The organism is Chitinophaga sancti (genome assembly GCF_034424315.1).
GTDB classification, from domain to species: domain Bacteria; phylum Bacteroidota; class Bacteroidia; order Chitinophagales; family Chitinophagaceae; genus Chitinophaga; species Chitinophaga sancti.
The window spans coordinates 1,130,530-1,155,385 of record NZ_CP139972.1 but is presented as its reverse complement, the minus strand read 5'-3'; the positions used below and the strand labels follow the sequence as shown (position 1 = coordinate 1,155,385).

Below are 24,856 nucleotides of genomic sequence, written 5' to 3'. Positions count from 1 at the left end.
AGATATAAATAATCAATCATGATATTGGAATTCGCTGCGAGGGGGAAAAAGACATTTGCAATTGTCATGCTGGCTTTGCTTTACATTGAAACGGTGCTACCTATGAATGCACTGGCAGCTGTGAAAGGCGGGTCTGCCGTCAGTATAATCGTGTCTGTTCCCGCAGCAAAGGCATATGGAAATCTAAGACCGGGAAAGGTCATATTAACCCCGCATCACCGGATAAATATTCAATCGGACAAAAAAATAGATCCTCCTCAACCGGAGGATCGAGGTGGTCCCGGACAACCCGAAACACAGACATTCACATCTGTGAACGGAGAGAATATGGTAGACCTTTTTTCTGGTGATTTCTCTTACAAGATCCCTTTGATGGACGTAGGCGGTTATCCCATTGCGCTCGGATATAACAGTGGTATTTCCATGGACCAGGAGCCCAGCTGGGTAGGACTGGGCTGGAATATCAATCCAGGTAGTATTACACGTAACATGCGTGGATTGCCAGATGAATTTAATGGTGCAGACAGCATCAGTAAAGTGCAGCATTCGAAACCATCCGTATCCTGGGGGGCAACCCTGGGTGCAGGTTTTGAGTTATTTGGTACGCCCAGCCCCACGGCCAGAGAAGCAGGCAATGATTCTGCAATTGGAAATTTAAAATTTGGAGTTGCCTTTACTTATAATAATTACAGGGGATATGGAATAGAATCTTCAATATCTCCTTCTCTGAATGCAGGATCTAAATTATCTGATCATGGATTTACCGGCGCGCTATCGCTGACGAATAGCTCAACAGATGGTCTTTCACTAGGTTCGTCCTTATCTTATATATATAGAGGGCACGATTATGAACATAAAAATTCGGGCGCATCACTCACAGCATCTGTGGCAGGTTCCTATAATACCCGTGCCGGGTTGAAAGATATGCAGTTCTCTGTTGGAGACCGGTGGTATAATAAGGTGAAGGAGAAATCTACCAGTGGTGCATTTGAGTCAGGTATATCCTTTGCCCATCAGGCATATACGCCTACCATCACTTTCCCGACTACAGGTATTGCTTATAGCTGCAATGTAAAAGTAGGGTTTGAAAAATATGGTTATGATCCATACGTTGTGGCTGGCTATAACCATACCCGCCAGGAACTGGAAGGTGCTGATACCCTGCTTGTTTTGCCGGCCTTTGGCTATCTGAATTACCAGAATGCGAACGGTAAACCGGCATCCTTACTGGATTATAATATTGAAAAGGAGATGTCTTACCGGGAAAAGCCGGTAATCCCTACCATTGGTATTCCTATCTATACCTACGATGTATTCTCTATTTCCGGTGAAGGAACTGGCGGTATGTTCCGGGCATACAGGAGCGATATTGGCCATGTTCATGACCACCAGATGAAGACGAAAAGTAAGTCTATCAGTGGAAGTCTTGATTTGGGTTTGGGGCAATCCGTTCACCTTGGGGTAGATTTTAATCTCGTCAATGCCAATACTGAAAATGGACCCTGGACGGATTTGAATATGATGGGTGATTCTACAGGCTTTAAAAGTTCAAAGGGATTGTATGAAGCGGCCTACTTCAGAAACCCGGGTGAAACGGCGGTAAATGATAAGAACTGGCAGAAAGCATTAGGCGGAGATGAAGTAGTCGCCACCAGATTGTACCAATCCGGGAATAGTGATCCGGATATCTACGCCTACAATACATTGGATAGATACAGAGGATTTAAAGTATATGATTCTGTCAAAGTAAAAGGGGTGTCTTCGGGCAGGGCTATACGTGATAAGCGTACACAGATTATTTCTTTTCTGACAGCAGAGGAGGCAGGCACAGCAGGGCTGTCTAAATATATTGACAACTACCATGAGAATAAATTTCCGCTTCAAAGCTGCGATATCGCGTATACCGCAGATCTGGATTTTCCGGGACTGAGTGGGGATTATTACAGTGGTCGTAATTTTAATAAATATGAGTTTAACAGAACGGATACCATTGTCAATTTTGGGTCCTACAATGAGATAAACCTTGTTCCGAAAGGACTTAATCTGATGAAGTCAGATTTCTCCATCCGCTGGACCGGGAGATTAAAGATTGATGTGACAGGAAGGTATGTATTTTCTACCAGAACGGATGATGGTATCCGCTTGTATATCAATGATTCCCTGGTAATAGATAACTGGAGAGGCAAGCCGGCAGATTTTGAAGACACCGCAGCGCTTAACCTGGTAGCAGGAGAGATGTACAATATAAAGATGGAATATTTTCAGAAGAATGAAAAGGCCATCGCCCGTCTGCAATGGAGATTTGCAGGTCAGGCCACGCATGCAATTCCAAAGCTGAATTTATACCTGCCATCAAAAAAAGACACCTTCCTCGTGAGTCCGGACAATTTGATCACGAGAGAAAAACGTGTGAATAGTTTTCGCAAGAGCAATCATATTTCTGAGATAGATGTGTTGAATGCGGATGGTCGTCGTTATGTATATGGAATACCGGTGTATAATTTATTACAGAAAGATCTGACTTTTTCTGTAAATCCGGACGGTGGTAATGCGCTAACAGGATTGGTCAAATTTGAAAATGGTAAGGATAATACTACCGGGAATAAATCGGGTAATGAACAGTTTTTCAGCAAAGAGGTAATGCCTGCGTACCCACATTCCTTCCTGCTCTCAGGTATCCTGTCTCCTGATTATGTGGATCTTACCGGTGATGGTATTACTTCTGATGATCCGGGAGATGCGATCAGGTTTAACTACACCAAAATTGCAGGAGTTAAAAATCCTAACAGATGGCGTATCCCTTATAGTGGTTATGCAAATTACAACCAGGGCTTAAGGACGGATAACAGGGATGATAAGGGAAGTTACCTGTATGGGGAGAAGGAATTGTGGTACCTGAATTCTATTGAGTCAAAAAATATGATTGCTATCTTTTGGATAAGTAATCGCAAGGATTTGCCCGGTATGGAGGAGAATGGGGATTTTCAGGCGATTGGCCAATTTAAAAGATTGGATTCAATAGCACTTTATTCCAAATCTGATTTCCAAAGGAGTGGAACCAATGCACTGGCTATTAAAACAGCGCATTTTGATTATGACACTTCACTTTGTATTGGTGCCGGGCCTGATATGACAGTAGGCAAACTAACGCTTAAAAAAGTATGGTTTACCTATAATGGCAACCAGCGTAAGGACAAAAATGCCTATGTATTTAACTATACTACAAAGAATCCCAGTTATAAAACCAATTATTACGATCGTTGGGGGAACTACAAAGATCCTTCTCAAAATCCGGGTTCTGCGGTAAATAACATCATCAATAATGCTGACTATCCTTATGCATTGCAAGACAGTTCTCTGGCTGCTGAAAATGCTGCAGCCTGGACGATGAATGAGATTACATTACCTTCTGGTGCAGTCATAAAGGTGGACTACGAAAGTGATGACTACGCATTTGTGCAGAACAAACGGGCAGCCCAAATGTTCCGTATTGCAGGTTTCAGTGCTTCACAACCAAACGCTGCGACTGTACTGAATAACGAATTGTACAGATCCGCAAATGACTATACGTATGTAGGAATAAGTGTACCCTATGCGGTGAGTAGCAACAGAGAGTTGTACGAGCGTTACCTGCAGGGAATGGATACCATGTTCTTCAAGGTATTTGTAAAGATGCCTTCAGATAAATTCGGAAGTGGTAGTGAATACGTAACTGGGTATGCTACGATGGAACCAGGTAATTACGGCTTCTACCAGAAGGGCTCTTCATTTTATATCTGGCTAAAACTACAGACAGTGAACAACGCCGGAGAAGTGGTGTCTGATGGTTATAACCCGATCGCTAAAGCTGCCACGCAGTATCTGCGATTGAATTTACCCTCCAAAGCCTATCCTGGTTCCCAGACAGGAGATGACCTATCCCCTTTAGATGGTGCAAAAATGCTTTTATCCCAGGTGACGAATCTGAAAGAGATGTTTACCGGTTTCGATACAGATGTGAGAATGAAAGGATGGGTAAAATCCTTTGATACTACCAGGTCTTATATCCGCCTGGCTAATCCGTATTATAAAAAATATGGAGGTGGCCTGCGTGTAAAAAGAGTGGCCGTCTATGACAACTGGAATAAAATGGTAAACCGGAAGGAGGCTGTGTACGGGCAGGAATATATTTACACCACTAGCAGGACTATCGCCGGAAATACAGAAACCATCAGTAGTGGTGTGGCTAGCTGGGAACCGAACATTGGTAGTGAGGAAAACCCATGGAAGTTACCTATCCAATATAAGGAACAGGCCGCGGTACTGGCTCCTGTAAGCAGTGGCTATGTCGAGAAACCACTTGGAGAGACTTTTTTCCCTGCTGCGACTGTGGGTTATAGTAAGGTGAGGGTAAGGTCTTTAAATACGAAGAAAACAAGATCTGCCAATGGATATACGGAAAACTGTTTCTATACAAGTTACGATTTTCCCACACTCACAGATATGACCCCGATCGCAGACAATAAAAAGCGATTCAAACCAACATTGGGCAACCTGTTGAAGATAAATGCAAAGCATTTTATGGCGATCAGCCAGGGCTTTAAAGTAGAGCTAAATGATATGAATGGTAAGCTGAAATCTCAGGCTTATTATAATGAATCTGATCCGGATCACCCTGTATCCTATACCGAGAACTATTATCACGTAGATGATCAGACAGCAACAGTCAAACATCTGAATAATACAGTGAAGGTGATCAATGACAAAGGGGATATTGATCCAAATGCATCGGTTGGTAAAGATGTGGAGATCATGATGAGTATGCGTCAGCAGCGGTCAGTAACCAATGCTTATAATATGAATGTGAACTCTGATATGTTTAATTGGGGTACACTTCCTGCCATCATTCCTAGTTTGCTGAATTTTGCGCAGCGGGAGGAAACCATCCTGCGTTTATTGGGTACAACGAAGGTGGTAAACAGGCATGGACTGTTGGATAGTGTAGTCGTAATAGACAAAGGGAGTCGTGTCGTAACAAAGAATTTGCTGTACGATGGAGAGACAGGCGACGTTGTATTAACCAGCACGCAAAATGAATTTAATGATTCCGTGTTTCATTTTTCTGTTCCTGCTGGCTGGGTGTATGAAGGGATGAGTGGCGCTTATAAAAATATAGGGGCGGTAGCAGAAAATGTGACTATCAGTGAAGGTAAGGTCATATCCGGATTAGATGATTTGACGCTCAGGGAATATTTTTCAGCTGGTGATGAGGTACTGGTATATAACCGTCAGAAAACGGGAGGTACTGATTGTAATCCTGAAATAGCTACCTGGGCTGGATTGAGCCGAATCTACGTGGTGGATGCCAACGCGATAAGCGGGGGTACACCGGATCTGTATTTTGTAAATAAAGAGGGCGCAGCGTTTACAGGTAGCAGGGTGACGATGAAGGTGTTGCGTTCCGGCAGGAGAAATATGGCAGCAATAGCCGGAGAAATGGCCATGTTGAAAAATCCCGTTTATAAGGATAGTATACTAGTCATAGATGCTAACTCCAAAGTATTAAATGCAAATGCAATAGAGTATAGTCAGTTCTGGAAGGTGGCAGATAAGAAGAAGACAGATTCAGTAAAGAATTGTATAACGCAGTCTTATGCGGATTATGTGACAGGGGAGGCCTGCGGGGATCATATCTATGGTAATGATAGTATTGGTGGTTGGTATAGCGCAACCTGTTCTGGTGGTATGATTGGAGATCTGGTGTATTATCATATTGATCGGGATATGTACTCCTCTACTTTAAGTCAGCAAGCTGCAAATGATGCTGCTAAAAAGGCATTGGATTCATTGGGTCCTGATTATGCTGCCCGGTTTAGCCCTTGTTTGTATCCAAATAGGGCTATTAGCAGAGCTTATGTAAAGAATAATTGCCAGGCAGGAACGATACCTGATACGACGATATATGCTGTAAAATATGGCAAGTATCGGGAACTCAGCCAGCAACAGGCCGATGATTTAGCTGCTGCTGATACAGCTGCGAATGGACAAGCATATGCCAATGCGAATGGCAACTGTCTGACATGTAATTTCTATGTAGATATGAAGCCGGATACTGATGAGATGCCGCCATTCGCGATTATCGCTACAAACGATGCAACAGGAATATCTTATGGAATAGCTGGTACAGAGGTTTTAGTACCTACTAACTTCCCCATTTGCAGGGCGATCCCTGAAGGTAATTACACCTTGCATATGAAGGCGATGGAAATCTGCTATGCCTTTACGAAAGACTCTGCTCAACATACATTGAACAATAGTACTGATGAAACATTTGTGACCAGAACACCAATAAATGTTGCTGTGTCAATGCATAAAAGATTTTATAGTACTCAATTTACTGCTGAGGTGATAAAAAATGACTGTCCTTCCGGATTATTTGGATCAACAGTTTTAGTCGATGTACCAGCAAATTCTGCCTATTCTTATGTCTCAGTAGCGGATGCAAATGCTAAAGCAAGAGATTATATCGAAAGTAGTTTGCAGAAAACGGCAAATGCACAGGGTACCTGTCTTGATGGAACGCATTTAATAATAAAAGAAAAAGCAGGCAAGGGGTCAGCACATAGTCTTCTTATTTACCAAAAATTAGGAGGTACATCGCATACGTTGACTTTTGACGGAGAGCAGCTGACTGTTCCCCTGGATCAAGGAATGTGGGATATTACTCTTATAACAATGTCAGGTACTTCAAATGTCTCTTTTAATGGAGGTCCAACGCAAACTTATGGTCCTGGTACTGGAAGAACATGGCACATAAGTGGTCCGCCACTGACCATTGAAGTCTGGAATCCTTAATTGAACATCTAACCCTCCTGATAAAACATATGAAACGATATATCCTTATACTCATCTATACCTGTTTAATATTAGCTGGAGCTAACGTGTACGGACAAAGTACCTGCACCTGCGAATGCCTCAAGCCAATGTTCGACTACCTGATCAAATATAACCGCCTCTACACACCAGAGACGGATCATATTACACTTGCATCTCTATTAAGAGATGCAAGACTTGCCGGTTACGATGTCTCTTACACAAGATGTCCCATCTTAAGAAAGAACATCAATAAGTATTTCTACGCCACATCGAAAGATTCTACCATGGCGGGGTATACTTCCAGGATCGGTGATTGTGAAGTCAATATCGCTGCCAGCAGCGCGATTAACTTCAGAAATCTCGTTAGCAACCCCTGCTCCGGCACCGGTGATAAAGTCACCTATCAGGTATCTGGCAGTAGTGCAACTGCCACGCTGTCCATCGGCAATTGTTATACCTGTACAGTGCAGGCTTCAGCGCTCTGTTATAGTGCTGTCACCGATACCAGTGTAAACCTCTATACATTTGGACTGGCCGGTAACTGGCGCCCTTCCAAAAGCTATATTTATTATGGCAATCGTGCTGAAACACAAACAACCGCACAAGTCGCCGTCAGATCCGGAGGTACCATAGCAGACTTTGCCCCATTTTGGCAAGCTGTCAACAAAAAATGGACAGCACGACAGGATACAACCCGCTGGATCTGGAATAGCCAAACTACACTCTACAATAAAAAAGGGCTCGAACTCGAAACGAAAGATCCTTTAAACAGATACACCGCCGGACTATACGGTTATCAGGATGCCATGATTATCGCCGCAACGCAAAATGCGCATTACAGAGAGGCCACTTATGAAGGCTTTGAAGACTATTATTATGGGCTGCCAGCCTGTAAGGATGAAGGCTGTAGTACCGGTAGAAACCTTGACTTTTCCGGATTCAAATCCTGGATAGTAAAGGATACTGCACATACAGGCAGGTATAGCCTGCGTATACCCGGAGGCTCAGTAGCAGGTATCAGCGCCACAATTGTACAGGCAGATACCACATCTATGAGCCTCAGCTTCAATACGGGCAATAATCTTTGTACAAATGCAAGCACTGTATTAAAAAGTATCAGGGCTACACAGAATGCACTGTTACCTGTATTTTCTCCCATAGCAGGAAAACAGATCGTCGTGAGTTGCTGGATAAAGGAAGGACAAAAATTGACAGGTGAAACCTATGTTCACAACCGGCTTAGCATCTTCGTGAAAGGAGCTGCCAAAACAGATACAGTAGCCGCCAAACCAAGCGGTGCTATCATTGAAGGCTGGCAGCGTTATGAACAGATTGTTACTCTTCCGGCGGGCAGTACGATGTTATCGATTTACCTGGAATCCCTGAATAATACCACTGTATTCCTGGATGATCTTCGCATACACCCCTACAATGCGAACATGAGATCCTATGTGTACGATCCTGGCAATCTGAGACTGATGGCAGAACTGGATGAAAACAATTATGCAACCCTCTTTGAATATGATGATGACGGTACATTGGTCCGCCAGAAGAAAGAAACAGAAAGAGGTATTAAAACAATTTCAGAAAGCAGGAGCGCCCTGTTAAAAGAATAGCCCTATGCGACAACTATTGAAGAAATATACAGGTATCTTTTATGTGTTGTTATTATTGCTGGTAACAGCGATGAACAGCCATGCCCAATCAGTGCAGGTCATCGGATCTTCACTTGACAGCAATAAGATAGCTGTGAATAATACAGTTACGGTAACGGATGATACTTATTTTAATCCGATTAAACATCCGAAACTGGAAACACCCTATAGTGTAAAGAATGTTATTACCTTAAAGATCAATGAATACTCAAGACTGAGCCTGCCTGCAACATTTACTGCTTCTGTAAAAGTCAGGATCACTTATGCTACGTCTGACACAACAACGGATACGATTTCACAAACACTGGCCATCAATTATACCGCAACTGATGCTTATACCAGCAGATCCAGTTTTGTATTCAATAATTCTCACCAGGTAAAGGTTGAAGTACTGAGTGTGAATGTGAACGCAGCAAAAGATATTCTGCCTGCATTGACACTGGAAAACGAAATGTATCTGAAGCTGACCTATAAAATGGAATATACGGATGCCATTAAGATCCTGACGACGAAGGGATTAACTGAGGGTGGTGACGAGTTGGAGGTGAGTTGGGAGCCCGCGGAAGGAGCCGATGTTTATGACCTGGAATGGACATATATTGACAGCACTGCATTGTACAGATATGGTACACCGCTAGACACAGAAGCACTGTTCCGTAACAATGCCACCCGTGTAACCATCACTGGGCACACCTATAATATCCCGCTTATATTCGATGCACGAGGCGTTGTCTTTTATAGGGTAAGGTCCGTGCAGGAAAGAACCGGCAACGTGCGGATAGAAACAGCGTGGAGCTCAAAATACCCGGACGGATTGGGCCGGTATGACTTTAATGGTCATGAACGTAAACTTAACTGGCAATCAGCTATCAACTTTGCAGAAGAAGGCAAGCGAAAAGTGGTGGTCAATTATTTTGATGGTAGTTTACATAGCCGGCAAACAGTTACCAAAGATAATATCACCCACACAGCGGTTGTAGCAGAGACCATGTATGATTACCAGGGTCGCCCTGCAATTCAGGTAATGCCAGCGCCTACATTGGTGAATGCTGTAAAATATTTTAAAGAATTTAATAATGCGGCTAACGGGGCTGAATATGATAAAAGCCAGTATGATTCGATGACAGTTGGTGTACCTGCGATGTCATCTTTGTCAGGCGCCAATTTGTATTATTCTCCTAACAATCCTGATACTGCCACCAGGGCGAATCGTTTCCTGCCAAATGCGAATGGATATGCTTTTGCCCAGACAGAGTATACACAGGATAACACGGGCAGGATCAGCAGGCAGAGTGGGGTAGGAGAAGTATTTAAATTGGGTAGTAATCATGAGACCCGTTTTATGTATGGCAGTCCTGCTCAGGAAGAACTTGATCTTTTATTTGGTACAGATGTAGGGGAGAAAACACACTATTTTAAAAATTCTGTTCGGGATGCGAATGGTCAGATTGCTGTGACATATGTAGATATGCATGGTCGTACAATCGCAACAGCTTTGGCAGGAAAGGCGGATAGCGCAAATTTAAATGGATTACCCGGTGTGACAGGGCTTTCCTATATTGATACATTGTCTGGGCCAGGTCGTAATGTGATCAAAGATCTGACATTGGAAAATACCCAGAGCCAGCTGGTGCCTATAGAAGGGTTGTATACTTTCCGCTACAAGCTGGACACACCATCTGTAAAATTGCAAACTTGCCCGACAGGCCCCGTTATTAAGTTCCCGGTGTTGTATGACCTGGAAATAACTATTACAGATGATGTGAATAATTCAAGTTTGCCTGATAGTTTACCTTATGTGAGGGTATTACGTAATTATACGCCTGGTATCGATCCATTAGCTAATATTAAAGCAAAGAACATTGATACTTCTTTTTCAATACAGTTAAAAAGAGGCAATTATCAGATCACCAAGCGATTGGTAGTAAACAGTGATGCACTGGCTTATTATCGGGATAGTATTTTCATGACCAGGCTCTGTAAGACCCTGAATGATTTTGTTAATGATCAGAGATATCTGCAGTCTACAACAGAATGTTTACCCTCCTGTCAGGCTTGTTTGGTGAAGATAGGTACCTGGGATAACTACAGGGCGAATTATATGAGCGTGAATCAGGTGAGGGATACAGCTGCCAGTCGGGGTGCTGCATGGGCAGCTTATAGTGTGGCGGTGGATGCCTGCAATGCCTTATGTGACAGTGTTGCACAGTCTACAGATGTGTTGAAACAGCTATTGCAGGATGTGACTCCGCCATCCGGACAGTATGCAATGCCGGATAACCTGAGTATATATTCTATTTTTTATACTGATGGCGTTCCTAATACAAAACAGGTTCCCTATCAGGATTCTTTGCTTGTATACCTGGATGCAAATGGTAAGAGAGATACGGTGTATGATGAAAAGAGTGGGGCATGGGTGATCCCTCAGAAACTTACAGTAGAACAGTTTGGTGCTAAGTTCAAACCTTCCTGGGCAAATGCACTGTTGAAATATCACCCTGAATATTGTAGATACCTGGCCTATTTGAAGTTTAAGGATAGTTATGATTGGGATGATAAGTTTTCTAAAACGGAACTTTATTATCAGGCAGACAATGCAGGTTATTTGAATCCTTTGGGAGATGCGACATACAATTATTTTACAACAGTAGCTGCCAAAGCAGACCCAATTACTCAAAATACCAAAATTGCAAACGCGCTGAAGCAGGTAATGGCCAGTTACCCGGACAAATCTACGGGTGCCAGCATTTACACAATGGCTGTTGTTCGCCTGAAATGTCCTGAAGATGGATCTTGTATTAGTGCAAATAAAACGCCTCAGCAGGCATTTGGTGGATTGACCTGTTCACCTGATTATGATATGGCATGGCGCACGTTCAGAGAAATGTATCTGACTGCAAAGCACAACCTGATTGATGCGGAAATTGACGCAGCAAACTGTTCTGGTATTAAAAAGGTATCATCAGATGAATTGATGAATGCTGGGTTCCAGACTGTTTTTAATACAGCATCCAAAGTACTTGCCAGCAAGGGCCCCTCTTACCTTGGTACTGATACCGCAAAGGCTAAAACAGCTATTCGTGCAGAGAAGGATACTTTATATGCACAGAACTGTAGGGCATATATTGCTGATTGGATTGGTAAATTGTCTCCTTGTATTGATTCATTGGCTTTGACTGATACGATCATTCCAAGACTGGTGGAGGTATGTAAACAGGGATCAGATGATAATCATCCACTTGGCGCTAGTTCAGTAGCCCCTGCAAGTACTTATAAGTATAGGAGTTTCCAGGCAGTACTGGATGAATATTATAAATCAAGGAAAAATGCTGTTGCCTATAGTTGTAACGCCTACCTGATCACAGCACCAGCTCCTTATGACCAGCCGGCGCCTTTATTTGATGTTACCATATATAGCAAACCGGATACCTGCCTGTGTACAAAACTGAATTCTTTACAAAGTGAGTATGTAAACAATAGCAGCTCCGATGTTAAAGATACTTCCTTTGCTGCTTACCTGAAACGTACAAAAGGTATCAGCATGTCACAGGCTGATCTGGAATTATTATTAAACTCCTGTAATGGAGGAGGTACTTGTGTAAGTCTTGCCAACCCTGTTACGATCCCTCCTGCTATGCAGTGTAATTCAGGAAGCTCTTGTGTGACTTGTTCCGCGATAGGCATATTGAACAGGGAGTACAATGGCAAATACCCGGGCTATGAGCCTAAAAAATCAGACGATAGTGTGCAGCTGCTGAAGAACCAGTTGTTTGAAAACTATATGAATGTAAGGTTAGGATTCAAAAAGCACTATTGGGAGTACCTGGAATTTATGGAAACGTGTGGTGCGGATACGATGGAGATGAATAGTTATGGTTCCGCAAGGAATACATATCCGGTCGGAACTCAGAATAATGTCTCAGTAAGTTGCCAGAATTATCAGCAGATCCTGGCAGATTTCAAAGCATTACATCCTGTTTCACAGGGAGATTACTTTGCGGTCACTAAAAAGATACCACTGACATCAGTGACGCATTTACTAAATGATGGTTCGACCGCGTTTAGTTCAACTAGTTCATTAGCGGCAGGAATAGTGCTTGAAGGTGGAACGAAGAGCGTATTGAGAGATAACTTAAACTTTAACTGGGCTATTATTGCGAGAGATGCGTTAATTAGTTCTGCTTCAATAAGTTTATATGCCAGGGTTGGCCAGGATCTTATTTCTTCCGGAGGTGTTATAAGTAGAGCTTCACAGTTCGATCTATCCTCCGGAAATGCATCTAATGCGCATAGGAATGGGTCAGGAGGCTTGATTTACGCTTATTTTGAACGGGCTACAGATTCAGCGTTGGCGAATGTAAGTGTCTGGGCAAAAGGGGCAGGTTCAACGGCAAAAAACCGATTGGCAGTAGGCGCGTTCCCGGTTGGGTATAGTAATAGTAATTATATTAACCAGCCATGTACAGAACTGGTCAAAGATGTGTTTGGCAGGTTTATCGGGTACAATAACCAGGGGCTGATATTTAGACTAAGCAATGAAGATACAAGCAGTTATAAGAATATTGTCTTTTGGGGCAAGACGGATTCGGCTGCAGCGACACCGGCATATTTGACAGTTACTTATACAGCCAGTCGTTGCGAAGAGTTTACGGCATATTATAATGAAAGGACAGGAAATACCGGGAAAACGAGTGATGTAAACGCGGCATATTATAAAGTTTGTGGGAATTTCCCCGGGATCTGTGATCCTGGATTTGAACCGACGAATGGTCCGATGTTATGTGGCAAGGAATCAGCTGTCTTTGCTTCAGTACCTGATCTGATCAGTAATTGTTCTGATAGTGCATTTTTTGTGTATAGCAAAGGGTATGAGATATACAATGCTTACAGGGATTCGCTAAGGAATAATTTTGATAAGATTTATCGGGATACGGCGATTGCTGGCGGGCAAAGGGAATTATATACGCTGGGGTATAGTACGAGTGAATACCAGTATACATTGTATTATTATGACCAGGCAGGCAATTTAACAAGAACTGTTCCGCCTGCGGGTGTGGCGATTGACCGGAGTGCAGCATGGAAAGCAAAGTTGGCAGCAGCGAGGAAAGCTGGTACAAGCTGGACGCCGGGTCACCAGATGGCGACAGAGTACAGGTATAATACGCTGAACCAGGTCCTTTCAAAGAAAACACCGGATGATAGTATCAGTAATTACTGGTATGATAAGTTAGGTAGGGTGGTTGTTTCCCAGAATGCAAAACAGGCTTTAACAAAGAACTATAGTTATACCAACTATGATGCACTGGGAAGAGTAGTTGAAGTAGGGGAATTAAGCAGTGCGACAGCAATGACCAGCACGATCAGCCGGAATGAGCAAAGTCTGGCCAGCTGGTTCAATGCGGCGGCAGCTACGCGTACGGACATTACAAAAACAGTGTATGATATCGCCTATTATGCATCTGATACAATATTGAACCAGGATAATCTAAGGAACCGGGTTTCCTGGACGGCAATTTTTGACAATGCGGCGGCTTTGAGTACGGCGAATGGACTGGATTATGCAAGTGGTATATTTTATAGTTATGATATCCATGGTAATGTGAAGTCTTTATTACAGGACTTCAGGCATGGAAATATGCTAATAAATGGGAACCGCTTTAAGACGATTAATTATGGCTATGATTTGATCAGTGGCAAGGTGAATTATGTAGCGTATCAGCCAGGCAAGAAGGATGCATTTTATCATCGCTACCGTTATGATGCAGAGAACCGTTTGACGAATGTAGAAACCAGTCATGATAGTATTTATTGGGAGAATGATGCCTATTATGAATACTATAAGCATGGACCACTGGCGCGTGCAGTGATAGGGCAGCAGCAGGTACAGGGGATAGATTATGCCTACACTTTACAGGGCTGGTTGAAAGGGATTAACAGTACGGTGCTCAGGCCATCATTCGATATGGGAGGGGATGGAAAGAATGGTAGCCAGGTAGCGAAGGATGCATTTGGGTTTGCGATTCATTACTTTGATAACAGGGATTATACACCGGTAAGTGCGGCTATTAAGCCATTTGCGGCGGCGGTTAGCAATAGTCCGTTATTTAATGGGAACATATCCGCGATCAGCCAGAGTGTATCAACGCTTGGTACGCCACTGGAATATAGGTATTCCTATGATGTGCTGAACCGGTTGACCGCTTTGGTACCTGCAAAAGGATTAGATACTTTACAAAACTCATGGACGAATGGTTTTGGGTCGGTGCCGGATTTTAAAGAGGTGATTACTTATGATCCAAATGGTAATATCCTTAGTTATATTCGTAATGGGAATAAGACATTTGCAGGTTCTTCAATAGGGATGGATAGTCTGACCTATCATTACCGGCCTGGCACAAATAAGCTATCTTATGTGACTGATTTGGTGAAAGGAGGGAATTATGGAAATGATATAGATAATCAACAGGTGGATAATTATCGGTACGATAGTATTGGTAATATGGTATCTGATGTTCGTGCCGGGGTGGATAGCATAAAGTGGAATGTGTATGGCAAGATAGCCCGGATATATAAGCATGATACGACGTCAATTATTTATGCTTATGATGCAGCAGGCAACCGGATTAGCAAGTCGGTGATCAGTAAGGCGAAAGATACGGTTCAGACGTTTTATGTACGTGATGCAACGGGGAATATACTGAGTACATATGCGTATCGTGATACCTCAGTTAATAAAGGGCAACTTAGCCAGATAGAGGTTAATTTGTTTGGTTCCAGCCGTTTAGGTATGACTACGCTGGCGACGAATGTGCAGGATCCAACACCGGCGCCAAAGACTAATATGATAGGCCTGGGATTTGGAGAAAATATTACATTTACAAGAGGGAAGAAGTTCTTTGAGTTAACGAATCATTTGGGGAATGTGCTGGCGACGGTTTCGGATAGGAAAGTGGGGGTATCGGTGAATAATGCTACCATAGATTCTTACAATCCTGTTATTAATTCTGCGCAGGAGTATTATCCATTTGGGATGCTGATGCCTGGAAGAGGAGGTCGTATTGGTGTGGGGAAGAATGTAGCGGGAAGTACGGTGATTGTAGGTGGGGATACGATTCCGGCTACGTTGGTGGTGAATCAGCGGGCGGGGAATACGCCTGGAGTTTATATGGCTAAGGAAGTCATTGATTTTGTGGATGGGTTTATTAGTGCGGATGAGGATAGTTTTACGACGGTTATTGTGGATCAGGCAATGGCAGATCCGGGAACGGAGAGTGGGGTGAGCTATGGGATTGATGGGAAGGGGTATAGGTATGGGTTTAATGGGAAGGAGAATGATGGTGAGGTGAAGGGAGAGGGGAATGAGCAGGATTATGGGATGAGGGTGTATGATCCGAGGATAGGGAAGTTTTTGAGTGTGGATCCATTGACTATGTTATATCCACATTATACTCCGTATCAATTTGCAGGTAATACACCATTACAAGCAATAGATTTAGATGGAGCGGAAGAATGGAAAGTAACAAATAAAAAGGGAGAACAAGGAGAGGTTGCCAATGGGCCTTGGAAAAACCCTGAAGAGGCGCAAAAAGCTGTTGATGCAGGAATGATAGTTCCCCAAAAGGCTGTAATTCAAGGAGCCAACAATAAATTATATAAAAAAGAGAATAAAAATAATGTTGAGAAGAAAAGCACATCCTCGTTTAAAGAGGCTATTAATTCTCTTTATTTTATATGGTCAATGATAACTTTTGATCCAAGTCAACCTACAGCATCACAACCTAACTCTACTACGCCAGCAGGACAAGTACTTGACATGGTGGTGCCAATGATTCCTTATGAGGCAATATTTGAAGGCACAATAGGAAAATATATACTTAATGCCACTCCAGCTATTAAAAAGGCAGCACCCATTGTCAATAAAGTTACCCGTTATTTGGAAATGATGAAGCCTAAAGATGAGTATGATGTGGTAAAAACACTTTATAGGGGCACAACAGGATCCGAGACAGGTGGAACTATTATTTTTCTGACAGAGGATCCTAAAGTAGCACTCACCTATGTTAAAAATGGAGGACAGGTTATGCAATATCAAATAAGCAAAATTTCAATTAAATTATTAGAGATGTCCGGAGAATTAGAGCTAAAAACAGGAATACATACTATTTCCGGTACTGTCAACAATGAGTATATGTTTAAAGGGAAAGAAATAGTCGAGGCGCTTAATAAATTAGCAACACCAACTAAATAGTAATGATTATGGAAAAATTTTGTTGTGATAGCTTTCGTTTTCGTTATGAAGGGGTAAGTGAATTAGGGTTAAATTTTAGAATTATAAAATTAAGCCAGGATTTTATTGATAGAGGGTATTTGGGGGAAAACAGGTATCGTTATCTTATAACAGAAGGATATAAGGTATTTGATCAAGATATGAAGATGCTTGTTATGGAATTTTGTCCCTACTGCGGTACAAAATTAGCTTCTCTTTATAATTCAGATCAATATATAAATGAGCAAAATCATCCCTTTTAAACTTATCTTTTAAATTGGATCTAATAGGCATGGGTATTGTTTAAAGTGATGCCTATTAGATCTAATTTAGGGTCTGCTTAATAAGCGGTAAGACAATGTTAATCAATACGATATGGCTTGTTTTTTGCCATAGAAGTGTTTGTATATTGAAAGATTCATCTTCAAAATCATGCAGCAATGATACGTTACACTCCTGCAAAACAATTGACCTTAGAAGGATTTTCAACTCCTTTTTCGCAGCAATTATCCACTACTAACCGATGGGTTATACTAGCTGCAAAGATTCCGTGGGACAAACTGGCGGACGTGTATTATAAAAAAATGCGGGCAGATTTCGGTGCTCCAACATTGAGTGCCCGGATGGTAATAGGTGCAGTGATCATCAAACATATACTTAACATTGATGATCGGGAGGTGGTAGCGCAGATCACGGAAAATATATATCTGCAATATTTTGTAGGCTTAAGCAGTTTTCAAAAGGAGGCTCCCTTTGATGCATCGTTGATGGTCAGTATTAGAAAAAGATTAGGCATAGATTTGATGTCCGATTGAATGAGATTATTTTGCAGGAAGCCGGAGTAATCAAAGCGAATGAAGAGAAAACAGCGGATACCCGCAGTGAGGATGATCAAGATGGGAATGGTGGAGAGAGTAATAACAATGGCTTGAATGAGCATACAGAGAGCGTAAAAGAAAAGTCATCTGATGGGCTATCAGGAACAGTCATGTTAGATGCGACGGTGTCAGAGCAACAGATCGAATATCCAACAGATATCAAATTATTAAATGAGGGTCGCCATCAATTGGAAAGGATGATAGAGCGGGGATGTCAGGTAGCAGAACTGGTGATGCCGCGCATGTATCGGAGAATAGCCAGGAAGCAATATTTGAACATTGCCAAAAAAAGAACAAAAGCAAACGAGAAATACGCAGAGGTATTCGGCAACAATTACAATATGTTAAACGAGATTTAAAGTACATCAACTGGCTGATAGAATCAGAAGCTAATTTCAAGGGGGCGCTGAAAATGAAAGACTGGAGGTTAATACAGGTGATCCAGGAGATGTATCGTCAGCAGGCAGAGATGTATAAGAATAGAGAGGATAAAATATCGGATCGGATTGTAAGTATCTATCAACCGCATGTACGTCCAATACCGAGAGGTAAAGACCGTATATCAACAGAGTTTGGCAGCAAGCAACTGGTGATGTTGAAAGATGGCTACACCCATATAGAAAAACTGAGCTGGGATAATTACAAAGAAGGTTCATTGTTGACCGAAAGCCTTGAAACATATAAACGCTTGTTTGGTTGCTATCCTGAGCGTGTATTGGGAGATCAGTTGTTTGGTACACGTGAAAACAGACGATTCATGAATGGAAAAGGAATCCGTTATGTGGGCAAGCCATTGGGTCGGCCCTCATCAAATAGTAAGGAGCAAAAGCGATTATTGCAAAAGGAGATGCCGGAACGAAATGCGATCGAAGGGAAGTTTGGACAGGGGAAAAATGGATATGGACTGGGCAAAATCAAGGCCCGCCTCAAGGATACAGCTGAGAGTTGGGTGATGTCCATATACTTTGTTATGAATCTGCTTAAACTGGCAGCAGGTTCTTTGTTGTCAGTACTGCAGATCTATTACTGGCTGGTAACAGAGGGCTATTTGACCACAATGGGGAATAGATCCTATACACAATTTATATCCCGATATCTGAGACATTAAGAAGGGTAAATTGATTCGGTGTAAAAATGAAAAATAACAGATCGGGAACTTATTCAGCAGACCCTAAATATGACAAAAAAGGATATTATAAAATCGATACGTTCAAAAATTGATGATGAACTGCGAGAGTTAGGGTTTGTATATAAGAGCAAAACAAAGAGTTATGTAAAGTTTGATAAAGAAACACTGCTTTACTTTGAAATTTCTCTGCTTTTTCTGGATTATCTAGACTATAAGGATGCTTCGATGGGCAAATATGCGGAATTATATGTAGATGTTTATCACAAAGAGATATCTGATATATTGTTGGATACATCTACGCGTAGTTTTTTGGGCTCGATATTTTATTTTAAAATAGTGGGGAATTTATTGGCAGATATAATCTTGAATTCAAATATTTCTGATTATAAGAAACGTAACAATTTTAATTATTTCAAATTGAATTTTCCTGTAGAAATGGAACCAGAAGCATTAGATGCTATGTCTTTAAAGTTGTTATCTATAGTTAAGCAACATGTTGTTCCATTTTTTAATACTGTTGATACGCTTGAAAAAATTGTTAGGACCTTGGACCAAAGTTACGAGAGTACGTTATCTCTTCATAATGGAAATGATGAGAGGTTACGTGCTTTAGTTGTTTTGTTGTTTCGATTTAAAGAGGATGGAATTTTGGAAAAGATACAACGAATCAAAACATATTTTCTTTCTATTAATCATAGTACTGCATTAGTTGAACTTGATAATATTTTGATGAGGTATAATTGAAATAATATTTCATTCACTTGAGTATGTGGAAAGAATGTTCTTTATAGAATAATGTTGGATGATTTAATACAGATCCTCTCCCAATGAGTATTAAAAGGGATCAGTATTGTTGAATGCAGATACCTGTGCCTACGGCAGGATTGGTATTGTTATTGTGAGTGATTTTATAGTTTTATTAGTAAGATTTTTAGGAATCCTTATTAAATATCATTCCCTCCCAATAAATGAAAACATATCCAGAACGCCAGCTTATTAGTTTCTTTAATGCATGGACAGTGTAGAATTGACAAAAACTTTTGAAGGCAAGCGTATAAAAATGTTATATTTTTGAATTGAATACTACCGGAGGAGCGATCAGAATTCTTACGGAATCGGTGGTAAAGGTACCTTTATAGAATCGACAAAACTTTAACCCATGATCAGCGAAAAGGAAATCAATGCCCTGATCAATCAGGATGCTAATATTCGTTTTGAATATACCGTTAAAAGAATAGCGGATTTTGAGCTTGTTTGGGTGATTGAGAAAGCAGAGAAATTTATTTTATTAGGTGACAATTTTGGCAATTATATATTTCCTATTTGGCCGTTTAAAGAATTTGCAGAAATTTTTTGCGTTGGAGAATATGCAGATTGCAGGGTCAGTTCTATTCCTTTGGACGAGTTTTTGGAAGTCGACATTCCTCATTTTCGGGAACAAGGTTTTAAAATGTCTTTGTTCCCCCTTAGCACGGGCAAAGGTGGGGTTGTAGATATTGAAATGTTTTTAGGGGTGCTGGGGGAAGAATTGGATAAGTACTAGTGTGGTATAGACCCTTAGACTAAAATTTATGCTAATTCAGATATGAAATATCAAAAAGCAAAATAATGAATTTAGTCATTACTAAGATAGAGTATCCTTATGTATCATTTACCAGTAACAACGGAGAGGGGCTTGCTTATACCTCTGACCAGCAGTTGGATATAGACAGGACTTACAGTGTTGAGTTTGATATATTATCGAATCTTAACACAAATGATAACACAAAGATTGGTACGAATAAGCCAGCGGGTTTTTATGATGAAGATGGAAATACGCTAATTGTTGCATTAGTTGAAAGTATAGACGAATATGGTGATTCTTTGTGCTTACGCATCGCTATAGATTGTATTATTGAGGCTTATAGGAGTGGTGATTCTATTGATGTAGGGGATCGCCTGGAAATTAGAATGCCTAAAGATAAATTTAAAGTGACCATTATTGGTTGTTAATTTATCCCTATGAAGGAAATGCGTACAATAGAAATTGATGATGTTATTGCTGAAAAAGAGAGATTATTTCATTCGTTAATACTGTATGCTTGTTGTCATCGTTTTCTTTTTAGGATAAATCAATAGGAAAGATTACCAGTAGTCTTATTGATCCGGGTAGTGAAATGTATAATATTTCTGGATTAGATTTTTAATTTCTTACCCCTTATAAGTTCCCGGATTCCCAGTTTGTCCAGTGATTATTTGCTTTCTGTGTAGGCTGCCAGTTCTTTGTATTCCTGGTCACTAATATCTTCGCTAGTAGCTGGTATATTTCTTGTCTATGAGGCGGGTTTCCTTTGTCGTAAACGCTCTCAAAATGAAACTTATTGATGGTCATTAGCCAGGGTAGATCTTTGGGGATATACTTTCGGATATCTTCCTGCGTAGCGCTGATAATAGAGCTATTTGTTTCGTTTAAATACCGGACAAGATCTCCGTATCCAATAAGTTGTTTCGTGTTTTCGTGCGCTCTTACTTTAATACCCATTTTTTCATAATTTTTATAGTTGTTGTCGAAAGGTATAATTGTATCGCGAACTTTTACTTCCTTTATAGTAGGATCAATGAGTTCAAAAGTTTCCATTTCAGATCCCTGTTTGTTCCTGATTCTTTCAAATTCCGACCGATCAATTAATGTGATGTTGGTGGCGTTAGTGATATAATTTCTTTCCTGGTATTCGTCTACAGGATAATTAATGCAATTGCCAATGTAATCTAATTCTATATCAGCGGAGAATGATCGGTTTTGATAACCACTTTTTTCAAACACAATCGCCCATCTTGTAGAGTCTGAGAATAAATGAATTTTGCTTCCTGCAGTTAAAAAATAGCCATGTTCAAGGTCAAGAAAGAAATTATATTTAATATCCTGGGGGCGGCCAGCCGGATAATATTGAGAAATTTCACCGTCAAAAGCAAGGTCCAGTTGAGTCAGTATTTCTTTTTCGGTAAAAGTCGTCAATGTCCTATTATTTTTATTCTCCATTAATTGTGTGCAGGAGCTTATCAATAGAATGCCTATTAGCAGGAGCTGTTTCATAAATGTTGAAGCGCGGAGTTAATACAATTGTAATAATTATTATAGCAAAGTAGCCATTATCTTTCAAAATTTTACATTAACATATTTCAGTAGGAACATTTCCTGAGTCATTCCTGTAAATTAAACTCTTATTAACTAAATCGACAAATCAAAACCTCCAATTGAGTCATGAGCATTTGCGCTACTGACGCCGATAGCAATCGGTAGTCCTAAGCGATCATCAGCAAGATGCCCTTTTCGTTCAATGATTGGCTTTCGTCCATCGATTTATTATAATACATAAGGTGAATTTGATAATACTTTAGGTCAGGATCTTATATCCCTAGCAGGATGCTATTCTAACGATTAAATGATCCTTTTCCCAGCCTGCATATCAGCCAGCTGAGACATGAATTTGTTATGTAGTGATGGAATATCTTCGCTCAATTTTACAGCCTGTTTTTGAAGCTGTATGGCTCGTTCCTTCTCATTTAGTAAGTAATATGCTCTGGCGCTGGTATTTATAAACATCGGCTTACCTGGTGCTAATCTCAATACCTGATTACTTAATGTTAATGCCCTTTGAAAATCACTCTTTTTCCTGCTATTCAGGAGGTACTTATCTGCTGCATTATCCATTGTGTTGGCAAGATAGAATATATAAGTGCCTTTCCAACCGGGCTCCTGAACCTGCATGGTATACAGACTGTCCAGTGAAGATGCCCGGGGCAGTATGGCAGGTAGGAGGGTGTCAGAGAAACGATGTAATAACTGTAGTAAAGACATTGTGTCCTTCATCGTTGTATAGAACTGCGCACTAAAAGAAAAGACCGTCAGTGGATATTTGGGGTTCTGATGGTCAATCTTCCTGTCTTTGAAAATGGCCTGGCGAAATTTCTGTTCATCCCGTGTTGATATAGCATCCATAATGGTTTCAATTATGGTGTTATTTAATTTTGATTCGAACAGAAACTGCCTGGTTGATTTATTATCCGGGAATAGTGAATCTTTATTAAAGTATTGATATGCATCAGCCTGATTGTTTAACAGTATATCGAAGGCGGCCGAATTAGCCCGGAATACATGTTTGAGTAAAAAATTGTAATCAGCACCAGAAGGCGTCGTGATCATTTTGCAGTATTGATCCAACAGTGGAACAACATCTTCTTTCAATTCCAGGCTATCAAGTGCTTCTATATAGGCTGCCAGAAATTGTTTATTGTTTTTATTCTTCTCATAATTATGTTTCATCCGGCTAAACGAAAAGTTCATCGCTTTTTTACGGATGGCAGATCTTCCCAATTCCAGGAAGGGATCAGCACTTTCCTCATAACCTGATCCTTTAGCAACCAATTCCCCCTCAGGATTGATAAAAAGAAATGTAGGATATGCGCCTACCCTATACTTTTTTACAATATCCGGCCCTTTGTCTTTTTCTCCGTTCACCCTGCAGCTAATAAAGTTTTCATTATACAACTGACCAACTTTTGCCTGTGGAAAAATGGTCTTCTCCATTTTCTTGCAGGGCGCACACCAGTCTGTATAAACATCTACAAAGACAAGCTTATTTTGCTGCCTGGCAAGGTCCAGGGCGGTAGCCAGATCTGTCGTCGCAAATTGAATACCTTGTGCGTGGATTTGATGTAAGCTAAAGATGAATACAATATAAAGAACAATAGATTTTATCATAGTATGTGGTTATGGACAGCAATATCTGTATGGCATTGAACGTGGACTAGAAAAATTAACTTATTATTTCCTGCACTAAATTCCTCTTACAGTTATAGTCGAAAAGGAGACAAGCGATACTACCAGCCAGACCGCGTTGGTATTTTCTACACCATAACTAGTAAGGGTAACGCAGATTGATGAGAGCGACGAATATTCCGGATGGTCTTCATGATCTTTATTCAGTGGAGGGTTTTTGACCTGTACCTGCAAAAATTTCAGCGGCTTCTGTACGGCCTGTCCTTCATTTGAAAACGGGTGGAATAACATAACGTTGAAATGATTGAATTCCAGGCATGTCGCCTTAGATACTATCCCTGTGGTTCCCTGCTACAATGGTGGAATAAATAATAAAATTTATATCATTATATGAAATTGTTAATGGCTATACCAGGTTGTCATTACTGCAATATTTAAATAAATGAGCATGGCATTTTATACATTTGTAGTTATAATAGATTGATTACCAAGTCAACATAGGGCACTTAACTATTCATTCCTGTTATTACTACTACTGTGATAAATGTAGAAGTATTTTTTAAAATAGCAAAAAGATATTATTCCTGGAATTTATTGGATGTAGTCAATGGATATCTATGCTAAATGCCTGTACCAGTGCAGCGTGTTCGAATAATACTTGTAGTGGTTGGATTTGCAAAAATTGAAGCCAGGGGTTTGAAGTTGTTGGCTGAGGTGTATAAAGCTAAATGGGCTTCCCGAACATTATATGCAGCAATTAATAGTTTTGTAAAATAAGGATGCTACATTTGAATTTAGTGAGCAGAGGAAAATACCTGGGAAAAGGTGAGTGATGGAGAATGTAGGTAATCCGGGATTCATTAAATAGATATTTCAATGTATCCAACAATAAGCTGTAAATGGAAAAACAACAGTTAACTTTCACCTTCAATGAAATGAATAATCTCACAATACTTATTATCCATGCGAATTATTATTGCAACAGATACCAAAGATGAAATCAAAACGTATTTGAATAACATAAATCATGAACTTACAGGAAGGCGACTTGACCTCAATGAAGAAAAAATTAAGCTTTTCAGGAATTCAAGTATAGTTGAAAACTTCTTTAAGAAAACAGGTAATTTAATTGATGATTATGAGACAACAATAATAGACGACAATAATGAAATATTAAGTCTTCAAGGGGCTATTGAAAAATCCACATTGGGCCTTTGTGGTAGAAATCTAAAAATTGAATTGTTGCAGCTTATTAGATATGCTATTGAAAGAAAGTCAGGAATTGTGTTCTTCTTTTAGCTGCCTTCCTGGTTC

13 protein-coding genes are annotated in these 24,856 nt (G+C 40.7%); 11 read left to right on the top strand and 2 right to left on the bottom strand.

What is annotated here, in order from left to right; all coding sequences use genetic code 11:
- The first annotated feature begins 18 nt into the window (after nucleotides 1-18).
- The 10 genes from U0033_RS04180 to U0033_RS04135 all read left to right on the top strand — a co-directional run bounded on the left by U0033_RS04180 (nucleotide 19) and on the right by U0033_RS04135 (nucleotide 20,775).
- Nucleotides 19-6,834 carry a DUF5977 domain-containing protein gene (locus tag U0033_RS04180; protein WP_083571756.1) on the top strand — a complete coding sequence of 2,272 codons (6,816 nt, stop codon included), beginning with the start codon at nucleotides 19-21 and terminating at the stop codon, nucleotides 6,832-6,834.
- A 29-nt stretch (nucleotides 6,835-6,863) separates the two neighbouring features.
- On the top strand, nucleotides 6,864-8,471 hold the full coding sequence (locus U0033_RS04175; RefSeq protein WP_143150868.1) for a hypothetical protein: 1,608 nt from the start codon (nucleotides 6,864-6,866) through the stop codon (nucleotides 8,469-8,471).
- A 4-nt stretch (nucleotides 8,472-8,475) separates the two neighbouring features.
- Nucleotides 8,476-16,758: an RHS repeat protein gene (locus U0033_RS04170; protein WP_083571755.1), complete on the top strand. Its 8,283-nt coding sequence runs from the start codon at nucleotides 8,476-8,478 to the stop codon at nucleotides 16,756-16,758.
- Nucleotides 16,759-16,766: 8 nt separating this feature from the next.
- Entirely contained in the window at nucleotides 16,767-17,039 is a 273-nt protein-coding gene (locus tag U0033_RS04165) for a hypothetical protein (protein ID WP_143150867.1), read from the top strand.
- Between the two features lie 177 nt (nucleotides 17,040-17,216).
- Entirely contained in the window at nucleotides 17,217-17,591 is a 375-nt protein-coding gene (locus U0033_RS04160) for a transposase (RefSeq protein ID WP_322518523.1), read from the top strand.
- A complete protein-coding gene (locus tag U0033_RS04155) occupies nucleotides 17,588-18,013 on the top strand; it encodes a hypothetical protein (protein ID WP_322518524.1) in 426 nt (141 codons plus the stop codon). Before U0033_RS04160 ends, U0033_RS04155 begins: the two co-directional genes overlap by 4 nt.
- 53 nt (nucleotides 18,014-18,066) lie before the next feature.
- Nucleotides 18,067-18,762 carry a transposase gene (locus U0033_RS04150; RefSeq protein WP_322518525.1) on the top strand — a complete coding sequence of 232 codons (696 nt, stop codon included), beginning with the start codon at nucleotides 18,067-18,069 and terminating at the stop codon, nucleotides 18,760-18,762.
- A 69-nt stretch (nucleotides 18,763-18,831) separates the two neighbouring features.
- The gene (locus U0033_RS04145) at nucleotides 18,832-19,527 is read left to right on the top strand and encodes a hypothetical protein (protein WP_072364171.1); all 696 of its coding nucleotides are present in this window, start codon (nucleotides 18,832-18,834) and stop codon (nucleotides 19,525-19,527) included.
- A gap of 415 nt (nucleotides 19,528-19,942) precedes the next feature.
- Nucleotides 19,943-20,326 carry a DUF2750 domain-containing protein gene (locus U0033_RS04140; RefSeq protein WP_083571754.1) on the top strand — a complete coding sequence of 128 codons (384 nt, stop codon included), beginning with the start codon at nucleotides 19,943-19,945 and terminating at the stop codon, nucleotides 20,324-20,326.
- 65 nt (nucleotides 20,327-20,391) lie between these two features.
- Nucleotides 20,392-20,775: a hypothetical protein gene (locus tag U0033_RS04135; RefSeq protein ID WP_072364170.1), complete on the top strand. Its 384-nt coding sequence runs from the start codon at nucleotides 20,392-20,394 to the stop codon at nucleotides 20,773-20,775.
- Nucleotides 20,776-20,980: 205 nt separating this feature from the next.
- Here the strand turns inward: U0033_RS04135 and U0033_RS04130 are convergent, their stop codons facing one another.
- Nucleotides 20,981-21,778 (bottom strand): DUF7003 family protein, encoded by a 798-nt coding sequence (locus U0033_RS04130; protein WP_143150866.1) that lies wholly within the window; start codon nucleotides 21,776-21,778, stop codon nucleotides 20,981-20,983.
- A 423-nt stretch (nucleotides 21,779-22,201) separates the two neighbouring features.
- The gene (locus U0033_RS04125) at nucleotides 22,202-23,524 is read right to left on the bottom strand and encodes a thioredoxin family protein (RefSeq protein ID WP_072364168.1); all 1,323 of its coding nucleotides are present in this window, start codon (nucleotides 23,522-23,524) and stop codon (nucleotides 22,202-22,204) included.
- 981 nt (nucleotides 23,525-24,505) lie between these two features.
- On the opposite strand from U0033_RS04125, the gene U0033_RS04120 reads away from it, so the two are divergent.
- On the top strand, nucleotides 24,506-24,841 hold the full coding sequence (locus tag U0033_RS04120) for a hypothetical protein (RefSeq protein WP_072364166.1): 336 nt from the start codon (nucleotides 24,506-24,508) through the stop codon (nucleotides 24,839-24,841).
- Nucleotides 24,842-24,856 lie beyond the last annotated feature (15 nt).